Here is a 13,950-nt window from a genome sequence, read left to right as displayed (position 1 = left end):
CCAGCTCGGCCAGTCGCTCACCTCCTCCTCTTCCTCGAAGCCTCGGACGTTCAACCAGGCGGAGGCCGGATCTCGAACCTTAAGGGGGCGCCGTGCGCCGGTGTTTCCGGCTCCCTTCGCCGGCACAGGAACTCGATGGCGTCGTGCGCCGCGCTAACTGACCTTTACCCTCTGCCGGACTAGACTTGACGCACCCATGACGTAGCGACCGATTATTGGGTAGGCACAGGTTGTGGGCGCCGTAATGAGGCTAATCGTGAGCAAGGGGTGGAGCTATGTCGGCCAAGAATGCAGAAGCGAAGGCGCACCAGGATCACTCCGTTCCGGTCAACAAGTACAAAGCGGCCGCCCTCGTGAGGATGTCACCCCAGTTACTGGAGTGGCTTACGAAGTACGCGGCCAAGTCCGGACATTCGCGAAAACTTGAGTGTGCAAAGGGCCCCGATGGCGAGTTGCTTTTTGATGCGGAAGCGCTCAAGAGCTTTTCGGCATACCTTGCAGAGCCATGGCCTGCTGAGCAGGGCAAGCGTCCGAATGTTCCATCTGGTATCGAGCAAGAAATTCAAGAAGAAGCGTCATTCGGGTGCGTGATCTGTCGTCGCCCCAAGGGCGAGTTTGCTCACATTGACCCAGTCCATAACAGTAAAAACAACCACCCGCATAATCTGATCTATCTCTGTCCAAATCATCACGATGAGTTTGATAATCAGAAGCTGATTTCGAAGTCCGACATTGAAAGGACGAAGAGGCAGGTTCTTGATGCTCGAACGGCCATATGGCGGGCTCACGCAGGGCTCCTTGATGAAATCCTCGCGCTGATTAAGCAGCTTCAATCGGTGAACGTCGCGACCCAGAAAGAGCACTTCCCGGCGTTGGATGCCATCAAGGACGAGTTGCTCAAGCACATCAAAGCTCATGCACTTGCTCCCGCCCTAAAGAAGACAGCGCCGGGGTTTGCAAAGAAGCTTGAGGTTGCGCTTGGCGACAATGCCGCTCCTGTCGAGAAGGTTATCGACGAACGTGCCAAGTTTCTCGAGGAAACGGGACTTGTAGAGTGTCCTCTGTGCGATGGGTCTGGCAGTCACAACAACTGGGAGTGCCCCGTTTGCCGAGGCGAAGGAACAGTCGCGGAGAATTTGGTCGGCGAAATCGACCTGGAACCGTACCGTCAGGAGGAATGTCCTCTCTGCAGCGGAAGTGGCAGCCACAATAACTGGGAGTGTCCTGTCTGTCGTGGCGTTGGCACCGTTGATTCGCACTCAATCAACGAGATTGATCTTAGTGGTTACAAGCAAGCCGAGTGCCCGCTGTGCGAGGGGAGCGGGAACCACAATAACTGGGAGTGTGCGTTTTGTCGCGGAGCCGGGAGTGTCGACGAAGGCAAATTGGAACACTTCGACCCGAGCGATTACGAGCAGGCGACGTGCCTTCTCTGCAAGGGACGCGGGACTCACAACAACTGGGAATGCCCCATCTGCCGAGGCGTCGGAAAGGTTGATGCAGTAGCGCTCACGGACATAGACCTGAGTCCCTACCAGCAAAAGAAATGCCCGGTTTGCAAGGGGAGCGGGAGTCGCAACGAGTGGGAGTGTGGGTTTTGCCGAGGTGTCGGAACGGTTGACGTCGCCGCCCTTGAGAACTTCGAGCCGTCCGCGTGGGAGGACGAAGATCCCGATAGCTAAGAGCACCCAACGAAGGTCAGGGATGGACTGGTCGCAGGCACGGACTGGGCCCAGGTTGAGGGGCATGGTCCGCGAACCTGTCCCCCCGACGCCTTCTGGCGTAGCCGACCGACGGCGGGTGTTCTGCGGGCACATCACCGCGCCACGCAGCGTGGTCGCCGCGCCGCCCCGAGCGACGCGCCAAGGGGCCCATTCTCCAGTCCCTTGAAAGCGCTTCGAGAGCACATTTGCCCACGTCGCACGCGCGGCCCAGCGACGTGATGCGGCTGACGCGCTCGCGGACCGTAACCGTCCGGCCAACGACGTGCCGGATCGCTTGAAGGCGGACGGGAGGCGTGCGGTGTCGAGCGGCGCGAGGGAGGGGACCGCGAGGTTTCAGGCCGCGTCGGCTGCGCGCAGGCGCTTCCACTCGTGCGGTAGCAGCTCGCCGATGCGGGCGTTCGGGTGCGTCTGGACGCGCAGGAGCACGTCGGCGAGGTAGTCCTCGGGATTGACGCCGTTGGCCTCGCAGGTGGCGACGAGGGCGTAGAGGCCCGCGAGGTTCTCGCCCGCGGCCTCGTGGCCGACGAAGAGGAAGTTCTTCCTGCCCAGGGCCGCCTTTCGCAACGCCGCCTCGCTGCGGTTGTTGTCCAAGGGCAGGCGCGCGTCGGAGGCGAAACGGGTGAGTGGAGTTGCCCCCGTCAAATCGGACAGCTCAAGGTTGAGAGTTAGCAGTACGGAACTCGCGGGGTGACTTCATCTTGAGGCCCCGGTGAGGGTGGCAGCGGTTGTAGTCGTCGAACCAGGCGGGCAACTGCGCCAGGACATGGGCTGCCGAGTGCAGCTCGTTGACGTACACGTAGTCGCGCTTGAAAGTCTTCACGAAGGCCTCGGCCATGCCGTTGCTCTGGGGGGAGTACGAGGGCGTGGTGCACACCCGCAGGCCGAGACCCAGGCCGAAGTCGCGGGTGTCCTTGGCGGTGTAGACGGGGCCGTTGTCCGACAGCCACTCCACCGGGTGGGGCGCCTTGGGAGTGCCCGGGCCGAAGCGGGCCTCGAGCGTCTCGACCATGAGGTCCTGGATGGTGAGCGCGGTGGGCGGCTGGGCGGCGGCCTGGAAGGCGATGGCTTCGCGGTCGCAGCAGTCCAGGCTGAAGGCGACGTGGACGCGCTCGCCATTCCAGCAGCGCACCTCGAAGCCGTCGGAGCACCAGCGCAGGTTGGACTTGAGCGTCACCACCTGGCCCTCGTGGGTGCGCGTCGGCTTGCCGGTATGGCGTTGCAGCAGCAATTGGCCCTGGCGCATGAGGCGGTAGACGCGCTTGTGGTTCACGCCGGGCCTGCCCTGGGCTCGGCGCTGCCGGGTGAGAAACGCGCACGCCCTGCGGTAGCCGTAGGTGGCTCTCTGCCCGACAACGGCCTTGAGTTCCTCGAGGACCTCGGCGTCGGCCTGGGCGTCCGGGCGGCGGGGCTGCCGAGGGGAAAGGGGGCGGTGCAACGTGGAACGGGCGACCGCGAGGGCCCGGGCCACCGCGCTCACAGAATGCCTCCCAGCTTGGACAAGGCCGCGGGCGACAATAGTTTTTTTTCGCGCACCAGCTCCACCGCGTCCCGGAGGATTTCCGCCTCCTGCGTCTTCTTACCCAGCAGCCGCTGCAGTTCGCGCACCTGGGCCTTGAGCGCCTGGACCTCGGATTCGGGCACTACGGCTTCGCCGGCCTGCAGCCCCGACACGCCACCCGACTCCTTCAACTGCCGCCACCGGAACAGCAGGCTGGCGTTGACGCCGTACTTGCGGGCCACCAGGGAGACGTTGCTGCCCGGCGCCTCGCACTCGGCCACCAGACGCAGCTTCTCCTCCGCCGAGTACCGGCGGCGGCGCTTGCTCTCGGGCCCCTCCGGGGCTCTCTCGTGGGTCTTCTTCTCCATCATCAGACTCGCTTTCTAGCCGATCGAGCCTGTCCGACTCTTCAGGGGGCTACACCAGTGAGGGCGTCCCACTGTTTTCGGGCGTAGGAGAGGGCTTGCCCCAGCGGCCCCTTGGGCAGGTGGCGCGGAGCCTGCTCCTCCAGCCAGGTGCCCAGCGCGGCGAGGACCGGGGCACTCTTCTGCTGGCGCAGTTCGCGGTGAGCGTCGGTGCGCACGATGCGCGCGACGCGGGCTTCGGCCTCCACCCGGTAGAGGGCGAGGATGAAGTCCAAGGCTTCGCGGGCTTCCGGTGCGGTGGGCAGCGCGTCGAAGAAGCGTCGGCGCACGTGCGCCCAGCAGCCGACGCGCACGCGGCCTTCGGGCAGCGTCACCGCGTTGTAGCCCGTGTACGCATCCACCACGAGCGCGCCCCGGGTGCCGCCCAGGACGTCCTGGGGCGTCGTGCCTGCCCGGCTCAGGCTGAAGCGATAACCCAGCAGCCACTCGCCCTGCTGCGTCTGGGTGAGAAAGGTCCAGAGGTAGCCCTGGCGCGTCTTCTTCACGTCCAGCACGCGCACCGGCGTCTCGTCGGCCCACACCACCTCGGCAGCCGCAATGACTTGCAAGAGGTGGGAGGAAAGCGGCAGGAGCACCGAAGCGGCCTGATGGAAGAGGTCCGTCAGGGTGCTGCGGCTCATGGGGACACCGCCGCGCTCAATTCGCTGGGCGAGCCGGTGCAGGGGCATGGCATCGGCGCACTTGGACGTCACCACCTGCGATAGGAAGCCCGGGCCGTACTCGCCCTTGTCCACCACCCTCGCGGGTGCGGGCGCCGTCACCACGCCCTGGCCGCAGGTGCAGGCGAGGACTTCCTGCACGTGCACCTGGCGCTCGAAGCAGGCCGGCACGTACTCGTACACCACCGAGGTGCGGCCCTTCCCCAGCGGCTTCAAATCCTCGCTGCCGCACACGGGGCAGTGGCGCGCCTCGGGTGGCACCGCGTGCCGCACCTCGCGCGTCGGGGCCTCCTGGGCCTTGCGCGCCGAGCGCTCGCGCCGTTTCTCCAGGGCCGCGACCGCCCGCGCCGCTTCGTCCTCGGGGCTCGCGGCTTCCTGCCGCAGCTCGCTGGCCACGGCGGGCATCCGCTCGGCTTTCCTGCCGAAGACGTGGCGTTGCAGCGCCGCCATCTGCCCTTGGAGGGTGGCCAGCTCTCCGCCGATTCGGCCCACCTCGGCTTTGAGTTCCTCGGCTTCTTCCCGCCAGGGGCAGAAGTGGTTCTGGGGCAGCACGCGGGGCACTCTTGAGTAACGCCCCACCCCGGGGCCCTGGTGCGCCCGGTGCGTCTCAGCTGCCCGTGCGGCCGGGCGGCATCCAGGCGGGCTGCCGCTTCACCTGGGCCACGTCGATGCCGTCCAGCAGCATCGCCAACTGCGTCGAGTCCAACTGCACCGACTTGGCGTCCGCCTCCACCCGGGGCAACCGGAATCGACCCGTCTCCAGCCGCTTGTAGAGCAGCACGAAGCCGCCCCGGCTCCACGTCAGCACCTTGATGCGGTCGCCCCGGCGCGAGACAAAGGCGAAGAGGTGGCCCGAGTAGACGTCCTCACCCCACGCCGTGCGCACCAGCGCCATCAGCCCGTCGATGGACTTGCGCATGTCCACGGGCTCCGTGGCCAGCACCACGCGCACCGACGCGGGAAGCGCGAACACCGCCTCACCGTCCCAGCGCCGCGACGAGACGCGCGACGTAGGCCACGTCGGTGCCCACGGCGAATCGCACCCGGGCTCCGCTTGCCGCCACCACTTCCAGCACGGACTCGGATGCCACGGGGGCCATCGCCACCTGCACGGGCAACAGACGCACCGGCTCGGCTCGCGCCGGCTCGGCCCGCCGACGCCGGTAGACCCACGACTGCAACGTGCTCAGCCGCACGCCTCGCGCCAACGCGAACTCCCGCTGCGTCTGCCCGCTGGCCTCGAACGCTTCCGCGATGCGCGCCCACTCCGGCTTCTCCACCTGCTTCGCCATGCCCACCAGCGTCCGTTGCGCCCAGCGCCCACGGCAATCCCTCACGGCACGTCGTTGGCCGGACGGTTACCGCGGACCAACTCGAGGCGGGCTGCGTCCACGTCATGCTGCCGCACGTAGTCGTCACTGTGGAGAGGCTGGAGGTACTGCCCCTCCAGGCCGTCAGCGACAAGCAACTCGCCCATGCGCGGGCTGTCCGCGCGAGTGCCGTCCAGGGCTTCCTCAGCACGGTGTTGGCGCGCGGCGCGAAGCTGCCACGCTCTAACGTCGAGGAGCAGATGCCGATGCTCGCCGGCTGGGTGCAGAGCCACCTGCGTGTGAAGACGGAGAGCCGCTACTGGCTGGACGACCAGGCGCGCGCGGAGCCGGGCAGCGGCGTGTTAGGCGAAGCCTTCCGAGAGGCACGAGCCGCGAAGGTGGAGATGCCCGTGGACCCGCTTCTTCACATCGATCTGGCGTGGCCATGCGCTTGACGATGATTTCGGGCCACTTGGCAGAGCGGAGACGCGCGAAGTCTGCGCCTCGCTCGCCTTGATGCGCTTTCCAGCGTGGTTTCGCCCAACGTACGCCTCAGCGACCGAATATGGGGTAGGCACAGCCGAGCAGCGGGCGGCGTGGGGCGCGATCACTACGCGTGGAGCGACCGAGCCCCCGAGCACGTGAGGCACTCCTTGTCGTTGCTGTGCCCATTGACGCGCTTCTTCGACTGAACCTCCGCAACGCTCGGCGTCTTCGTGCCCTTGACGATGGCAGCGGAGAGTTCGAGGACGCGCTTCGCGTCGGCGATGTACATAAGGCCCCGAGCACCCTCGAAGCCGCAGTTGAGCGCGGCCAGCGCTTGTCCCTGCCGGATCGCGAATACGATGGCGTCGAAGTCGGCCACCGCCTCGTCGGGGGATGCTCGCTTACGCATTAGTCCGTGGATGAACCCTGCCGTGGTCCAGTCGCCAGCGCCAGCGGCGTCGAGCAGCTCCGGGGCGGAGAAGGCGGGAAGTTCATTCCACGCCCCCGCACGCCCGTTGGCGCGCACGCGGAGTCGCAGCCCCTTCGCGCCGAACGTTTCGATCTCGACCGGCACCTTGGTCTTGGCGACGACGTCGTGGACGCCCTCGATGCGATCATTCGCGTATTTCACAACGTGAGCCGCCTTCAGGCACTCAGCGAAGAGCCGCTCATCCTTGATGCCCGAGGGCTCGAACACGACGAGCGCACCGTTTGCCCGGCTCTTCTGCGCGAGTTCAAGCGTGCCCGGTGCGACGCGGTCGAAGTAGAACACCGAATGAGAGGGAAGCTTTGCTGAGATCGTCGCCGCCTCGCTAGTCAGCAGCGGTCGATATGCCGGGAGCGTCGCTCCACATACTGGGCACGCTCGGGAGAATCGGTGGCGAGGGCGCCCCCTCGCGTCCAGGTAGTTTTCCTGGACGATGATCGGCGTTCCTCGACCAGTCTCGACCTGCAGGAGCTTGGTGTTGACGTGCCACTTCGAGAGATCGTCGACGAGTTCTCGGCCGACATGGTCGTCGCCGATACGCCCAACGGCGTTCGCATGCCAACCGAAATACGCCAGGATCGTAAGAACGTTGCCGCACGACCCTCCCGCGAAGCGCTTCTCGGTAGCAGTGGTCCCGACGGAGTTTCGGATGACGTCAAGGACGATGAACCCTGTTCCCACACAACTGTGCTGATGGGCTTCACGCGGCATAGCATTCCCCAGAGAGCCACATCGTGAACAGCGTCGGCAAAGGCTCCGGGCCGACCGATTTATCGACGTGGTACCCCTGCGACTCGACGTGGGCAACGCCCACAATCACCTTCGGATCTCGTCGGCCGAGCTCGTATGCAGCAAGCAGCACGCCGATCGACGCGAGCTTCGAGGACATGGCTGAGAGCGCGACCTTGCATCCTCCCAGCGGCTTGAGCGCGCGGTCGTAGTGGAGGATGGACCGCATAATCTGCCGATACACCTCGAAGGGATTAGATTCGGCGGCGTAGATAATGTTGCGTGGCTCGACACGGAGCTGGTCGAAAAGCAGCTCCCGGTATTCGATCATGATGGAATCCCCCTCGCGTGGGTCTTGCGCTGGCGAGGGAAGCAGCGGGCAAATCTCGTCAGGCATGACAAGACTGTGAATGCGTTCCAATTGGGCCTGCTGACGCTTGCCCAGGACCGGAATCCAGATCTTCGGCTGGCCACTGGTGGATTCACTCTCAAGAGCAGCCGCAGCGAAGCCGAAGAGATAGTTCGCGCTCTCCTCCAAGCCTTCGTCGACAATAGCGTTGTCCGAAGTCGGTGAGTGCGAGACGATCACATGCAGATTTCGCTTCTCGCCGTCCTCCTGCTCCACGTCGAAGAGAGCTAGGAACTTCGCCAGCAGCGGCAAGTAGAGCCCTCGGGGCAATGCGCTGATATCGACAACAACGTCGGTGTAGGACCTGAACTCGGCTGACGATGCAAATACCTTCGCGATGCTCCGAGCACTAATCCGTCGTCCTTCTTCCGAGAACATCGCGATGTCGCGGTGCCCGATTTCTCCGCGGCCTCGGACGAGCTCAGCGAGCCGGTCACCATTCGTCTTGCGCTGATCCACGTGGGAATGCGATGCCGACTCGGCACCCTCATGGAAGGCGAGCAGAATTACATCGCGCGCACCTTCGCCGCCGAGGCTCAGAATTTGTTCGATGCCGTCGCACATGCGCGAATCGAACCCATGCCCGAGCACGAATAACACGTTCCTTTTCCGCTCGGCCAAGAACATCTGCCAGAACTCGTTGAAGTGCCGCCCTTCACGAAGGAAGTAGTCACGCCAGCGAAGGCTGCCGGTGGTCATATTAAGAGCCGCTCCTGTCGCGATGGGCGAAATCCGAGCGTCGGCCACGTCATAACGTCTTGAAGGCGCTTCTCGCGGAAGCCACCGTAGTGCAGCGGAAGGTCGTACTTCGCGCACACGAGGCGGTTCAGGTACAGGACGACCACACGCCCCGACGGTCGCGGGCGATCAACGTCGGGGAGCAAGAGGTTGTATTGCAACGCCGTCGTGAGGACGTCTCCGAAGGCTGCGAAATCAGGGCGCGTCTTTCGAGTGTCGGGGTCGTACAGAGAACTGCAGTCCGCCATCGATAGTGAGAATCCGGTCACGCCCGGAGCATAGGGGGCGTTCGGCTGGTAAGTCTCCTCGCGGCAGAAATGCCCGATGGCGTCGAGAAAGTTGAGAGCAGCCCGACCATTCCGTGCCCGACGTGGAAGGTCCTTCATACGCTCGTCGAACGCATCCTTGATGATGCGTTCTTGGCGTTGCGGCGACAGGCTCGTAGGTCGGCGCATCACTGCAGCCGCCAAAGACTCCTCGAACAGGTCGCCAGCAAGACGAATGAACTGCTCCACGTTGAAAGAGCCAAGGCTCGCCAGCCTACTGAGTCCGAAGTAGTAGGGGAAGCCGAACTCTTTGCTCAAAAAGAGTTCGGCAGCACCGCGCTCGGATGCCTCTTCTTTGTCGTCTAGGTCCTTCGCACTGAGCAACTCGGGGAATAGGTTCTGCTGGGGCTTTCCTGCATGTCGTGCGATTAGGATCTCAAGTGTTCGCCACTTGATGAGCTGGTGGCGAAGACTGCCGTCTATTTCGACGCGGGATTTCACCCAGTCGGCGTACTGAGGCTTTGCGGCAGCGAGCGCTTCGACGCGTCTGCGAACGACACTCAGCGCAGCCTGCGTCTTTTCCTGCCAGGCTGGGGCCTCAAGATCTGCTTCAATGGTGGGCGCAAATGCGTCGGGCGCGTTGGTTCCTGCCGATTCAGCCGCCATGCGGGCGCGTCGTTCGGCAATGAGCTTCACCGCGGGCTCGAACTTGCCTTTCTTCCACTCGCGTTCGAGCGCGATCACGAGATGGTCGCGGCCACTCAACACGCCGTTCGCCAGGAGTTCCTCGTTAGCCAGTGCCTCGAAGCGCTCGGCAAGCCATACAGTTGAACGCGACCGCTGGTCGACGACAACTTCAAGCAGTGCCGAGCGTTGCGAAGGTGCCAGCTTCTGCATGTCGTCGAAGGTGATGAGCCAGCGAGTCTCGAAGGGCTTTCCGTCGAAGTGGATGCAGTTAGCATCGAGTAGGCGCAACGAGAGGAGCGCATCGTGTCCAGACGGACCAGAGCCGTCGGGGGACATCAGGGTGTCGATGAGGTCGGCGACGCGTTGCTCGATCAACTCAGCCCAGCGCTGAACGGTGACGCCCTCGGCGGGGAAGGTGAGACCAGGGATGATGTCGTCTGGTGGCGCAACGAGGCTGAGTCGGCCGAGATCGTCTGGGAAGCGAAGCCCGCGGATGACGAGGATTGCGCGAAGAGCCCCCAGGATGACCCGTGCATCGATGAGCGCAAGGAGTAGCCGCTTCGCGCGTGCGGGGTTCAATCCGACGTCAGCGAGCGCTGGGAACGTTCGTGCGCAGGGAAGCATGACGGACAGGATATTCGCGCCGTGATCCGATACTGCTCCAAGACCCTTAAGCTTGATGAAGAGGTCCTTGGTCGCGTCGTTGGTTTTCATGGCCACAAGATGCTGGAGCACCGATGGCGTAAACAATTTCAGTAGCGAGGTCTTCCCGCCACCTGGCGCGCTGCGGATAAACAGAGGGCGGCCGCTGAGCGCATCGTCGGGTAACAGATCGAGCACGCCATGACCGAACAGGCGCAGAAAGTCCGCGTCCGAATCGATGCTCTCGGCCGTTTGCAGACGGAAGGGGTTGCGTACGTCCTTCATGACTCCCTCCGGTGGCGACTCACGCGGGGGAACAAGGGGCGCACGGTGTCACTATCCTCGGCCCACAACACGAAGATGGAGTTGTTGGGGGTGTTATGATGGATGACTAGCGGCAGCCCTCCGTCCTTGTATCCAAACGGCACATCGCCCCCCCACTCAGGGTGCTTATTCTTTGCTAGAGGGTCGTAGTATTTTTTTATCAGCTCGACCACTGGTTCGGTGTGTGACGCCTGGAGTGAGATGCCATTGGCGATGCGCTGAACACACAGCACCGTGATATCGATCCCATGCGTCCTTCTGAGGACGTCCGCGCCTCTCTCAATGTTGGCCAGAGCTTGCGCCGTGGCGACGTAGAACACGACTACTAACCGAGTCTTCGGGAATGAGACGACGGTCCTCCATTCCTCACTCTCCTGCAGTCGCGTGACGAACTTAGCGAGCTTGCCCTTTGCTTGTTGACCATTCGCCGTTAGGCAGCTTGTCCCACTAGCCGTGAAGTCGTCGAGCAGAACGAGCGTCGGCGCGACATCCGTGTGTCCGCGCTCGTCGTTGAGCCACGTTCGGATCTCGCGGACCTTCTCTTTGGAGATCTCATAGCTGCTGAAGATCTGCTCGTGGCTCAGCTCTTTGTTGCTGCGACGGAACAGGTCAATCCGCGCACCGTCGCTCAAGCCGAAGAACAGGCTTGCAGCTTCGAGTTGCTTGAACGCGCCGGTTGCAAGGACTTGGCTGACACGAAATGGAGGCAGGATTGCATCCGTCGCGGCCTTCTCGATGAACAAGGGGCGAATCACGTCCGGGTACGCGATGGCGGCGAAGTGGGCCATCTCGGCATGCGACAAGAAGACGAGCCTACTAACGACGAATTCGTAGGCAGTCTTTCGTTCGTCGAGCGTGCTAAATTGTTCAAGCCAGAGAGCGAGGCTCTCGACGAAGCGCATTCCGGGGCTGAATTGTTGGTATTCGTCGTATTTGAGCGCAGCGAGGGCTTGAAGGACAGGCCGCTGCCGGGCGATATCCTCGTTCGTCCACTCCATCACGTTGCCAAGCAGGCGTTCGGCGAGTGCGTCTCTCATGGCACCGAACTCTCTTTCCAGGAGAACGTGCCGATACCACCGCGTGCCTTGACGGCGCGGAGGTAGAGGAGCGTCGCGTCAGGTCCTGAGATGCCACGAGGGGCCAGATTCCAGCACGCGTCGTTCAAGCTCGAGACCTCGTCGACGCTCAGCGACATCGGCTCGGCGAGGAGCGCGTAGTCGTTGCCTGGCCATGCGCCGCGGTCGCCGATGCAGAGTACGTCGCGGCCGTCGCCGATCTGCTCGCGCAACCAGGACACCAGCGAGCCCTTGCCCCGCGTCGGGCCAAGCACATCGAGCGAGTGCGAAGAGACGACGACGCGCACGCCTTCGCCATCGAGCGGCGCGAGGCGTGCCATCACGTGAGCCGCGAGCGCGTCGGTCCTCGTCGCGCCCCTGGGTTCGACCGTGATCTGTCGAGGCCGAGGATCAACCTTTGCGGCGGCAGTCAGCCAACCATCAGCCGACAGTAGTGCCTGCGCGCGCTTCAACACCTCGTCGTTCGGTTCGTCCCGGGCGGGCAAGTTGTTGTCGCCAAGGGCACCGATATCCGTCCCGTTGTAGTAGCCGATGTGGACACGGGCCCATAGCTTTCGGTCGAGAGCCTTCTGGAGTTCCTCACGGACCGATTTCCCTCGGCCAGTGGCGATACCGAGGTGGATGCCCGCCTTGAGTAGCCGCGAGCACTCAATCACGACATCCTCGCGAAGGCCGTCGAAGCGACCATCCTTGGTGCAGAGGGTGCCGTCGTAGTCGAGGGCGAGGGCTCCGATCGTGGTCGCACGAGCGCGGGCCAGGAATTGCTTAAGGCCTTGCTGGAACGTCTTGATGTTCGCGACGCCCTCGGGCGACGCCCAGAGCTTGCGCTCAATCGGCGCATCGATGGTCGGTCGGACACGAGGCGGGGTTAGTCGGTACAGCTTTCGGCCGAACTCGGGCACGTGTGGGCGCCCTGGGTCTTGGGCGCGCGTCTCTCCGATGCGGTCGACGAGATGGAACGCTTGGACGAGGAGGTCGATCGTCCCGGATGGCCCGTCGAGGGTGGTGTCCAGCCGTACGACCGGGATGCTCTTCGGAAAAAGCTTCAGAGTAGAATCCGCGATTGCGGCGGTCCCCGGCGTCACGAGAGCAACCACCACCGTCTCGGCGGACCGGTTGGCGAGCCAGAGATGTCTCCCATGGCCGAAGTTCCGGTAGTCAGCGAGTTGGGCGGCCGCGAGCGCAGACTCATTCAGCTTAGACTCGAGGTCGGTAGCGACTGGCGAGCCCCAGCCTCCGTGGAGGATCTGCACCATGTGCCGATTCTCGAAGATCGCTCCGGTCAACGACCTGCGTCGTGTCTTCGGTGGTGCGACCTCGAAACCATAGGCGCGCGCGATGAGCGTGCAGGTGGCAACCAGACTGTTAGTCGCGAGGAAGCCGTCCTTGCCCGCTGGGGCGTCCGCGGCGAACACTCGAGCCCGCGCAAAAGACGACGCAGCGTCCTTCAGGGGGTTCTCCGCACGCAGAGTAATGGCGGCAACTGCGGGAGCTTCATCGGCGATGCACGCGTCGAACGCTGCGAGGACGTCCTTGTTCTTACCGGAGGCCGAAGCGAGAAACACGCCGGCACGGTGTAACCCGGCGGGGATCGAGAGCACGTCGAGCGGCGTCGTGAAGTGCGCGGGGCGGCGATGACGCGTGCGGTGTAGGAGCGCCGCGAGGTGACACGCTGTCGAGGAGCCACCAGACCCTATCGCGACGAGAGGCCGGTCGGCAACGTCAGCAACGAACTTCTGGAGGCCCGTCACGTCGCGGGTCAACGCCCACGCGAGCGTGTCCTCTAGGGCCGCCAGCTCGCTCGCGAACGCTTTACCCATGACGACCTCCACCCCTATGCCCACGACCAGCCGCTATAATCCGCTCGGGTCGGTACGTGAACATCAGGCCGGCAATCGACGTCGCGTGCACGGTAGTAGGTCCTTCGCCCATGGCAAACCGCAACGCGCGGCTCTCTTGTGGCACGTGCACCCGATACCATACGAGGGCATCGGTTGGAATGCGTTCCCACTCCTTGCCAAAGGAGCCGCTCGTCATGGCCAACGAAATTCTGACCGTCGCCAAGGGTGCTGTGCCCCTGCGGGTGGCCGAAAAGACGGTCTACACGATGGCGCAGAAGTCCGAGCTGCCCTGCATCAATGTGCACGGGCAGTGACGATTCCGTCGCCAGGACCTCTGCGCGTGGATGGCGCCGCAGGTGAAGGGCCCGGGCGTACCCAGGCAACCGGCGAAACCAAGTGCGCCGACGCGGAAGCGAGGCTGGAGATGAACGAGGCCGGCACGTGTCGGGAGTACGTGGTCCCGAGTTTGTGGGGTGCTTCGAGAACATCAGCACTCCCTCGCCGAGCAGAAGTCCTTCGTGGACGGGCGCAGCGTCGTCGGTGGCAACAAGGCGCAGCCTCACGGGGCGTCGCAGTGACTGCTATCCACGCACTCCCCGACACGCCGCCCGCCCTACTGCGCCAGCCCTGGTTGCTGTAGGTGCGGCAG

The 13,950-nt window shown here is 64.0% G+C and carries 11 protein-coding genes and 1 pseudogene; 2 read left to right on the top strand and 10 right to left on the bottom strand.

Annotated features, from left to right (window positions below):
* Nucleotides 1–275: 275 nt before the first annotated feature.
* Complete coding sequence (locus OV207_RS36705; protein ID WP_267559729.1) at nucleotides 276–1,682, top strand: zinc finger domain-containing protein; 1,407 nt, start codon at nucleotides 276–278, stop codon at nucleotides 1,680–1,682.
* A gap of 375 nt (nucleotides 1,683–2,057) precedes the next feature.
* On the opposite strand, the pseudogene OV207_RS36700 reads toward OV207_RS36705, so the two are convergent.
* The 5 genes and pseudogenes from OV207_RS36700 to tnpA form a co-directional block, all read right to left on the bottom strand.
* Nucleotides 2,058–2,348, bottom strand: a pseudogene (locus OV207_RS36700) (transposase domain-containing protein); the annotation flags it as partial.
* Nucleotides 2,349–2,376: 28 nt separating this feature from the next.
* Nucleotides 2,377–3,593 (bottom strand): IS3 family transposase gene (locus OV207_RS36695; RefSeq protein ID WP_420715295.1). Its coding sequence is split into 2 segments (ribosomal slippage): nucleotides 2,377–3,251 and nucleotides 3,251–3,593, totalling 1,218 coding nucleotides; the frame shifts between segments, so codons are not numbered across the junction.
* 38 nt (nucleotides 3,594–3,631) lie between these two features.
* Nucleotides 3,632–4,858, bottom strand: coding sequence for an IS66 family transposase (gene tnpC, locus OV207_RS36690; protein WP_267559726.1), 1,227 nt, complete (start codon nucleotides 4,856–4,858; stop codon nucleotides 3,632–3,634).
* A gap of 55 nt (nucleotides 4,859–4,913) precedes the next feature.
* Entirely contained in the window at nucleotides 4,914–5,279 is a 366-nt protein-coding gene (gene tnpB / locus OV207_RS36685; protein WP_267559725.1) for an IS66 family insertion sequence element accessory protein TnpB, read from the bottom strand.
* Nucleotides 5,280–5,283: 4 nt separating this feature from the next.
* Nucleotides 5,284–5,598, bottom strand: coding sequence for an IS66 family insertion sequence element accessory protein TnpA (gene tnpA / locus OV207_RS36680; RefSeq protein WP_267559724.1), 315 nt, complete (start codon nucleotides 5,596–5,598; stop codon nucleotides 5,284–5,286).
* A 104-nt stretch (nucleotides 5,599–5,702) separates the two neighbouring features.
* On the opposite strand from tnpA, the gene OV207_RS36675 reads away from it, so the two are divergent.
* Complete coding sequence (locus OV207_RS36675; protein WP_267559723.1) at nucleotides 5,703–6,071, top strand: hypothetical protein; 369 nt, start codon at nucleotides 5,703–5,705, stop codon at nucleotides 6,069–6,071.
* A gap of 155 nt (nucleotides 6,072–6,226) precedes the next feature.
* Here the strand turns inward: OV207_RS36675 and OV207_RS36670 are convergent, their stop codons facing one another.
* The 5 genes from OV207_RS36670 to OV207_RS36650 are packed head-to-tail and all read right to left on the bottom strand — an operon-like array spanning nucleotide 6,227 to nucleotide 13,280.
* On the bottom strand, nucleotides 6,227–7,270 hold the full coding sequence (locus OV207_RS36670; RefSeq protein WP_267559722.1) for a PfkB family carbohydrate kinase: 1,044 nt from the start codon (nucleotides 7,268–7,270) through the stop codon (nucleotides 6,227–6,229).
* A 19-nt stretch (nucleotides 7,271–7,289) separates the two neighbouring features.
* The gene (locus OV207_RS36665; protein WP_267559721.1) at nucleotides 7,290–8,426 is read right to left on the bottom strand and encodes a hypothetical protein; all 1,137 of its coding nucleotides are present in this window, start codon (nucleotides 8,424–8,426) and stop codon (nucleotides 7,290–7,292) included.
* Nucleotides 8,423–10,345: a hypothetical protein gene (locus OV207_RS36660; RefSeq protein WP_267559720.1), complete on the bottom strand. Its 1,923-nt coding sequence runs from the start codon at nucleotides 10,343–10,345 to the stop codon at nucleotides 8,423–8,425. Before OV207_RS36660 ends, OV207_RS36665 begins: the two co-directional genes overlap by 4 nt.
* Complete coding sequence (locus OV207_RS36655) at nucleotides 10,342–11,421, bottom strand: hypothetical protein (protein WP_267559719.1); 1,080 nt, start codon at nucleotides 11,419–11,421, stop codon at nucleotides 10,342–10,344. Before OV207_RS36655 ends, OV207_RS36660 begins: the two co-directional genes overlap by 4 nt.
* Nucleotides 11,418–13,280 carry an HAD hydrolase family protein gene (locus OV207_RS36650; protein WP_267559718.1) on the bottom strand — a complete coding sequence of 621 codons (1,863 nt, stop codon included), beginning with the start codon at nucleotides 13,278–13,280 and terminating at the stop codon, nucleotides 11,418–11,420. The genes OV207_RS36655 and OV207_RS36650 overlap by 4 nt, the downstream gene beginning before the upstream one ends.
* Nucleotides 13,281–13,950: the final 670 nt, after the last annotated feature.

This window comes from Corallococcus sp. BB11-1 (assembly GCF_026626625.1).
GTDB classification, from domain to species: Bacteria; Myxococcota; Myxococcia; order Myxococcales; family Myxococcaceae; genus Corallococcus; species Corallococcus soli.
The sequence above is the reverse complement of the archived record's forward strand: the minus strand, read 5'-3'. Positions and strand labels throughout refer to the sequence as shown.